Annotated in this window: 8 protein-coding genes; 6 read left to right on the forward strand and 2 right to left on the reverse strand. The window is 32.1% G+C overall.

What is annotated here, in order from left to right; translation table 11 throughout:
- Positions 1–230: 230 nt before the first annotated feature.
- Both AB8B90_RS02165 and AB8B90_RS02170 read right to left on the reverse strand, forming a co-directional pair.
- Complete coding sequence (locus AB8B90_RS02165) at positions 231–677, reverse strand: hypothetical protein (RefSeq protein ID WP_405333188.1); 447 nt, start codon at positions 675–677, stop codon at positions 231–233.
- Between the two features lie 59 nt (positions 678–736).
- Positions 737–1,486: a hypothetical protein gene (locus AB8B90_RS02170; RefSeq protein ID WP_405333190.1), complete on the reverse strand. Its 750-nt coding sequence runs from the start codon at positions 1,484–1,486 to the stop codon at positions 737–739.
- Positions 1,487–1,630: 144 nt separating this feature from the next.
- On the opposite strand from AB8B90_RS02170, the gene miaB reads away from it, so the two are divergent.
- The 6 genes from miaB to AB8B90_RS02200 all read left to right on the forward strand — a co-directional run.
- A complete protein-coding gene (gene miaB / locus AB8B90_RS02175) occupies positions 1,631–3,076 on the forward strand; it encodes a tRNA (N6-isopentenyl adenosine(37)-C2)-methylthiotransferase MiaB (protein WP_405333192.1) in 1,446 nt (481 codons plus the stop codon).
- Between the two features lies 1 nt (position 3,077).
- On the forward strand, positions 3,078–4,346 hold the full coding sequence (locus AB8B90_RS02180; RefSeq protein ID WP_405333194.1) for a sigma 54-interacting transcriptional regulator: 1,269 nt from the start codon (positions 3,078–3,080) through the stop codon (positions 4,344–4,346).
- Positions 4,347–4,383: 37 nt separating this feature from the next.
- Positions 4,384–5,730, forward strand: coding sequence for a hypothetical protein (locus AB8B90_RS02185; RefSeq protein ID WP_405333196.1), 1,347 nt, complete (start codon positions 4,384–4,386; stop codon positions 5,728–5,730).
- A gap of 73 nt (positions 5,731–5,803) precedes the next feature.
- On the forward strand, positions 5,804–5,995 hold the full coding sequence (locus tag AB8B90_RS02190; protein ID WP_405333198.1) for a hypothetical protein: 192 nt from the start codon (positions 5,804–5,806) through the stop codon (positions 5,993–5,995).
- Positions 5,996–6,502 (forward strand): LPS assembly lipoprotein LptE, encoded by a 507-nt coding sequence (gene lptE / locus AB8B90_RS02195; RefSeq protein ID WP_405333200.1) that lies wholly within the window; start codon positions 5,996–5,998, stop codon positions 6,500–6,502.
- A gap of 7 nt (positions 6,503–6,509) precedes the next feature.
- Positions 6,510–7,402: hypothetical protein (locus AB8B90_RS02200; RefSeq protein ID WP_405333202.1), on the forward strand; the 893-nt coding region annotated here is incomplete at its 3' end.

Consider the following 7,402-nt stretch of genomic DNA (forward strand, 5'->3'; position numbering starts at 1 on the left):
AATCTTTTCCAAGAAATTTCTCTATGGTTTTGGCTTTTGCTGGTGACTCAACAATGACTAAATTCTTCGGCATATTTGATTTTTTCAGGCTACAAATGTATGTGAAAAATAATTTACCATCCTAATTTTTAAAAATTTCAAAGGCACATTAACCTGAATATATGTGAATTTGTCTATGTAAATTCGTGCAAAAAAAATTAAGGCACTACATATATAGTGCATCCAATAATTTATGGATAAGTATAATTAATTGGTTCTGGGAATTCTTCAATATTCAGAATAATTTCATTGCTGCCTCCTACTCTCAAGTTGCTCAAATCAAAACTACGTGATTGACTAAATACTGCTAAGCAAGCCTCATTGTTGGTAAATATGAATTTTAAATATCGTTGTTCAGGAGAAGACTCAGCAACATCGCCAGAATCAACCAAAACCATACTCCAAGTTCCACCATCACATCCACTTGCAGATATTTCTATGGTTAAGCAATCTCCATCAACACTATAACCAACTAAAGCATAATCTGCGGATACTGCTGTATCAAAAAAAACATCGTCAATTACTGCTTGTTGATCACATTCTGCTGGGGCAAAATCATCATCATTATCATCACAAGTTGTATTCATTAATAAAAAAGGAAAGCAAATACAAACAATAATTAATTTAGACAATTTCATAATATCAGTTTTTTATTAGATACTAAAATTAACAAATGGTTGCGTTAAAGTTCCATTTTTTATTCAATCTGTAAATTTTCAAACTGGTTAAAACCAACAACATGCTTATAAATAAAATACAATGGAACACTTATAAAGGACGCTGTAGCAAATATACCAACAAAACAGAGCAACATCCCTACAATCTGAGCTAGAAACCCAGCAACTAAAATCAGTCCAAAGGTTAAAAACCACTTTTTATTTCCTAACTCAAAACTAAGCTTCACTAAACTAGAAACTGTTAATTCTGGATTAAAAGCATAAACTACCACCAACAAATTCATTGGCACTATAACATAAAACACTGGAAAATAACATAACAATACAGCCAATAATGTAATTCCAAAATTTGCAAATGCCAATGTTATTGTTTTTCCTAAATAAGGTCTTTTCAAAAAATAAAAATAATCGTCTTTTCCTATGACGTTCATATCATATTGAAACATAATCCTGAAAAAAGCAGCTTTCATACCTAAAGTAATAACCATGAGTACAAAAACAATAAATGCATACATTAAAATTGAGACAAGAATCAAAACTGGCGCTAGATTATTTAACATACTTGAATGACTCTCACCTAAAATACCAAAAACAATTAAAGGAATATAAATCACAAAAATCGCGGGTATGGCTATAGCCATCAACAACAAAAACATCACTAACCCTTGTGACCAAATCATTTTAAAAAGCTCAATGCTTTCATTTAATATCTGACCAAAATCTAATTGCTTTGCATTTTGAATTTTGTATTGAATTTCAGCGAATAACATATACTTTATGACGTTAATTAAGAGTTCAAAGAAAACAAATTAATAGGTCGTTTCAAAGGAAATTATACACTGACACTTTGTCATAATCCTTAAATTTATTATATCTTTGCATGCTTATTGAGTTGGTTAGCACATATAAAATTCATGGAAAAAACAATAGACGAGAGTAAACAAGGAGCATCTTTAATTCTTGATGCAAAAGAAGGTAATAGTCGTAAACTTTTTATCGAAAGCTATGGCTGCGCCATGAATTTTAGCGATAGCGAAATTGTGGCTTCTATTTTATCAGATCAAGGATTTAATACGACTCAAAATCTTGAAGATGCTGATTTAGTATTAGTAAATACCTGCTCTATTCGTGATAAAGCAGAACAGACTGTTAGAAAACGTTTAGAAAAATATAATGCAGTTAAACGTATCAACCCAAAAATGAAAGTTGGTGTATTAGGCTGTATGGCAGAACGTTTAAAAACTAAATTTTTAGAAGAAGAAAAGATTGTTGATTTAGTTGTTGGACCAGATGCCTATAAAGATTTACCAAATCTTTTAGCTGAAGTTGACGAAGGTCGAGATGCCATAAACGTAATCCTTTCAAAAGAAGAAACTTATGGTGATGTCTCTCCTGTGAGATTAAACAGTAATGGTGTTACAGCTTTTGTATCCATAACTCGTGGATGTGATAATATGTGCACGTTTTGTGTTGTGCCTTTTACTCGTGGAAGAGAACGCAGTCGTGATCCACAAAGTATCATCGAAGAAGTGAATGATTTATGGAATAAAGGTTTTAAAGAAATTACGCTTTTAGGTCAGAATGTAGATAGTTACTTATGGTATGGTGGCGGACTCAAAAAAGATTTTTCAAAAGCTAGCGATTTACAAAGAGCAACAGCTGTTGGTTTTTCTCAACTATTAGAATTATGTGCAAAGGCTCAACCTAAAATGCGAATTCGTTTTTCGACGAGTAATCCGCAAGATTTGACTTTAGATGTCATTGAAACCATGGCTAAGTTTGATAATATATGTAAACACATACATTTACCTGTTCAAAGCGGAAGTAATCGTATCTTAAAGGAAATGAATCGTTTACACACTAGAGAGGAATATTTCGAACTCATTGACAATATTAGACGAATCCTTCCTGAATGTGCCATAAGTCAGGATTTAATAGCTGGTTTCCCAACAGAAACTGAAGAAGACCACCAAGACACCTTGAGTCTCATGGAATATGTGAAATATAATTTCGGTTATATGTTTACCTATTCTGAACGACCAGGAACAATGGCGGAACGTAAAATGGATGACGATGTTCCTGAAGCTATTAAAAAACGACGTTTAGCTGAAATTGTTCAGCTACAACGTGAACATAGCGAAATTAAAACCAAAGAATATTTGAACACCACTGTAGAAGTATTAATAGAACGTGAATCAAAAAAATCTAGTGATCAATGGTCTGGAAGAACCTCGCAAAACATCGTTGCTGTATTTCCTAAAGAAGACTATAAAATTGGTGAATTGGTTTATGTAAAAGTAAATAATTGCACTAGTGCTACTCTAATTGGTGAAGCTATAGAATATTCAAAAGATAATTAAAATGGAATCTATTCAAGCTATAAAACAACGTTTCGGAATTATTGGAAACAACCCTAAACTGAATCGCGCAATTGAAAAATCGATTCAAGTTTCTCCGACAGATATTTCAGTATTGGTTACTGGAGAAAGTGGTGTTGGTAAGGAAAGTATTCCTAAAATCATACATCAGTTGTCTCATAGAAAGCATGGCAAATACATTGCTGTAAACTGTGGTGCAATCCCAGAAGGAACTATTGATAGTGAATTATTTGGCCACGAAAAAGGCGCCTTTACAGGAGCTACATCTACACGTTCTGGTTATTTTGAGGTAGCAGATGGAGGGACGATATTTTTAGATGAAGTTGGAGAATTACCTCTTACAACTCAAGTACGTTTATTACGTGTTTTAGAAAATGGAGAATTCATTAAAGTCGGTTCGAGTAAGGTCCAAAAAACAGATGTTCGTATTGTAGCAGCTACAAACGTAAATATGTTTGAAGCCATCAAAAAAGAAAAATTTCGTGAAGATTTATATTACAGGCTCAGTACTATTGAAATCAATATTCCGCCTTTAAGAGAGCGTCAAGAAGACATCCATCTCCTTTTCAGAAAATTCGCAAGTGATTTTGCGCTTAAATACAAGATGCCAACCATCAAACTTAATGATGATGCCGTAGATATGTTACTAAAATTCCGCTGGAATGGAAATATTAGGCAATTGCGAAATGTTGCTGAACAAATTTCAGTATTAGAACAACATCGAGTTATAAATGCTTCCACGCTTAGTGGTTATTTACCAAACACATCAAGTAATTTACCTGCTGTCATAAATGCTTCAAAGTCTGAAAATGACTTTAGCAATGAACGTGAGATTTTATACAAAGTCCTTTTTGATATGAAAAGTGATCTTAACGATTTGAAGAAGCTCACTATGGAACTTATGAAAAGTGGTAATGCAAATGAAGTTCAAAAAGACAATGAGCATTTAATTCAGAAAATTTATGGCGGAAATGAAAAGGAATCGATTAAAAATGAATTTCAAAATTTAGAAGTCCTGCCTATTGAAAACAAAAACGAAACATTTGTTGAAACTATTGAAGACATTTCTCAGGACAAATATCATTTTGCTGAAGAAATTCATGAGGAAGAAACCCTATCGTTACATGACAAAGAGCTAGAACTTATAAAAAAATCTCTTGAACGTCACAATGGTAAACGTAAACTTGCCGCTGCAGAATTAGGTATTAGCGAACGAACCCTTTACAGAAAAATCAAACAATATGATTTGTAAGTTTTTTGTTAACTTTAAAAAAACAAAACACAACATCATGAGGTTACTTTTGTCATTTCTATTTGCGTCCCTATTACTAGCATCCTGCAGTTCTTCCGATAGTTCTGATGACACTCCAATGAATCCTGTCAATGCTAATTTAAGAGTCTCAGTTACAGCAACAATTGTAGATAACGGCAATGGGATCACTGGTATTGATGATGTTGTTGAATATACTATTTCTGTACATAATACTGGAGAAGCTACTTTATCAAGTATATCACTAGTCAGTTCACTGAAAGATTTTTTAAACAACTCCTTAAATCTTGACGCAGCACCTACATTTATTAGTGCAACTTCAGGGAGTGAAATGGGATCTATTTTAGCCGATGAAATCGCAACTTACAGAGCGAGTTTCACTATTACTCAAAACGAAGTAAATGCAGATGGGTTTAGTTATTCTGTAACTGTAAATGCTTTGACACCAGATAACACCAACATATCTGATGTTAGTGATAATGGAGATGATTCTGATGGCAACTTAGATAATGATCTTACCGAAATAAGCATTCAGTTTGACCCACTAATCATCAAGGAATACCATATCTTAAATTCTAATGGAAATCCATCAACAAAGTATTTTTTCAATGATGATGGACGTTTCAAAGAAATGCACACTCAGAACACTAAATACCATTTTGACTTTGACAGTTCTGAAAAACTAGTCAATATCACTACCACAGATATGAATGATGTTTTAATTGAATCTCAAGATGTTGTTTATACGTCTGAAAATAGAATTGAAAGTATTGGTAGTCGAAATTTTGATTTCTATGAAGATGACAATTATTATATAGATACTAGTACTTACAGTCCAGATGGTCCGTTTTATTACGAAGATAATGGAGTTCAATATGAAGAGTACGAAGTTTATTATCATAAATATGAAGTCTCTAATACAAATCCAATAATAAAACTTTGTCTTTACTCTGGCATTGAGAGAACAAATTTAAACACCAATGAAGTTGAAGAGATCGGTGATTGTTCTGAATTTGAATCTAATTATTTCACGAATAACGTCACTAATGAATGTGGAGATACAGATTGTGTAAACTTTGGATACGATAATAATTCAAATCCTCTTTTAGGTTCTACAAATCTTATAGAGGTTTATGGCTTAATAAGAATATTTGGTACGCAACCTTCAAATTTGAACATCTTAATAAATGCTAACAATCTTACGGTTGTGAATTATTCTGACCCTAGCTATATATCATATGACTATGAATTTAATAGTAATGATTTACCCGTTACAGGAAGCAGACAATATATTGATGAACTAGGTCCTGATGATATTAATCCGTATTCAAGATATTATTACCAAGGTGATGTAGTTCCAGATTAAATAATTTCTGAAAATTTTATGAGAATCAGATTGATAAATTTATACTTTTGAACTTGTAAGATTACAACCATACATGAAAGCAGTTGAAATATTTAGATTAAGACGTTCGTTTGGACCAAACAGTTCTGAAGCTATTCGAAAAGAAGCTGAAGACATAATTAATGAGAAACACTACAAAGGCTACAGATTAATAACAACTTCTTTTACTATTGAAGGCGGAAAAATTTATGCTTTTATTACAATGAAACGTCCAAACACCTATTAAATGACATTATTAAAAAAAATAATACTAATTTGTTTACCTATTCTGCTTTTAGGATGTGGGAAATATTCGTTTACAGGGACTTCTATTGCTGATAATATTGAAACGTTTCAAGTAAATTATTTTCAGAACACTGCAGACCTAGTTGAACCAGGTCTAGAACGGGATTTTAAAATTGCTTTAGAAGAATTAATACTAAATCAAACTAACTTGAGCCTAGTAACAACAAATGGTGATTTAATATATGAAGGTGAAATCACAGAATACAGAATTTCTCCAACAACTGCTCAAGCCAACAGCACTGCTGCTCAAAACCGATTAACTATTGGTGTTAATTTAAGGTTCTATGACAAAAATGAACCCGAAGAAGAATTTGAACAACGTTTCTCATTCTTTTTTGATTATGAAGGCAATGAACAATTAATTGGCGCACAAAAAGATACGGCAATTGAAGAAATTTTTGAGCGTATCACACAAGACATATTTAATGCTACATTAGCAAAATGGTAATTTTATTTTGAATACAGCTGATTTCACATACATTCTTCAAAATCCTCAGAATATTACATCTGATCAAACTGAACAACTACAAGTACTCATTGATAAATATCCATACGCACAATCTGCTAGAGCATTATATCTCAAAGGATTAAAAAACAAAGAGAGTTACAAATACAATCAAGAACTAAAAACAACTGCAGCTTACACAACAGATAGAAGTATTTTGTTTGATTACATTACTTCTGAAGCCTTTAACCAAAATGAAATTTCTCAGATAATTAAGCAAAACACTGAACATTTAAAAGGTATTATTGTTAATGAAGCGGATGATATTTCAGTGGATAAAAGTGTTACTATTGATAGTGCTTTAAAAGAACACATCAAAAATACTGAGGGCGTTTTAGATCCAAATTTATTTGAAGAGAAAGTAAAAATTGAAGATGTCGCCAATTTTTTATCACTAAGAGAATCTACTCCAGAGCAAGTGATTTTAGATATTGATGCAAAACATATTGAAGAAACTCCTGAGAGCACTTTAAAAATTGGAAAGCCTTTAGATTTTGATAAATCTGAAACGCACTCGTTTTCAGAATGGCTTAAAATAACGAGTTTTAAACCGATCAATAGAGAAGATACTTCTAACATTTCAGATAACCTTACTGAAACGACAACTCAGACACCTAACAACGAAATCAACAAGAAATTTGAGTTAATTGATAAGTTTTTAGAAACAAACCCTAAAATAATTCCGTCAAAAGAAATCTCTAAAATTGAGATAAAAACTGAAGACACCGTTAAGCATGATGGCTTAATGACAGAGACTTTAGCTCGAATTTATCTCGAACAAAAAAATTATGAAAAGGCAATTCAATCTTATAAAATTTTAAGTTTGAAATATCCAGAAAAAAG

The organism is Psychroserpens sp., from assembly GCF_045105015.1.
Classification (GTDB): Bacteria; Bacteroidota; Bacteroidia; order Flavobacteriales; family Flavobacteriaceae; genus Psychroserpens.

Bases quoted from the DNA above. Each gene is read 5' to 3' on its own strand.
- AB8B90_RS02165 (WP_405333188.1), bottom strand. From the start codon at position 677: ATGAAATTGTCTAAATTAATTATTGTTTGTATTTGCTTTCCTTTTTTA.
- AB8B90_RS02170 (WP_405333190.1), bottom strand. From the start codon at position 1,486: ATGTTATTCGCTGAAATTCAATACAAAATTCAAAATGCAAAGCAATTA.
- miaB (WP_405333192.1), top strand. From the start codon at position 1,631: ATGGAAAAAACAATAGACGAGAGTAAACAAGGAGCATCTTTAATTCTT.
- AB8B90_RS02180 (WP_405333194.1), top strand. From the start codon at position 3,078: ATGGAATCTATTCAAGCTATAAAACAACGTTTCGGAATTATTGGAAAC.
- AB8B90_RS02185 (WP_405333196.1), top strand. From the start codon at position 4,384: ATGAGGTTACTTTTGTCATTTCTATTTGCGTCCCTATTACTAGCATCC.
- AB8B90_RS02190 (WP_405333198.1), top strand. From the start codon at position 5,804: ATGAAAGCAGTTGAAATATTTAGATTAAGACGTTCGTTTGGACCAAAC.
- lptE (WP_405333200.1), top strand. From the start codon at position 5,996: ATGACATTATTAAAAAAAATAATACTAATTTGTTTACCTATTCTGCTT.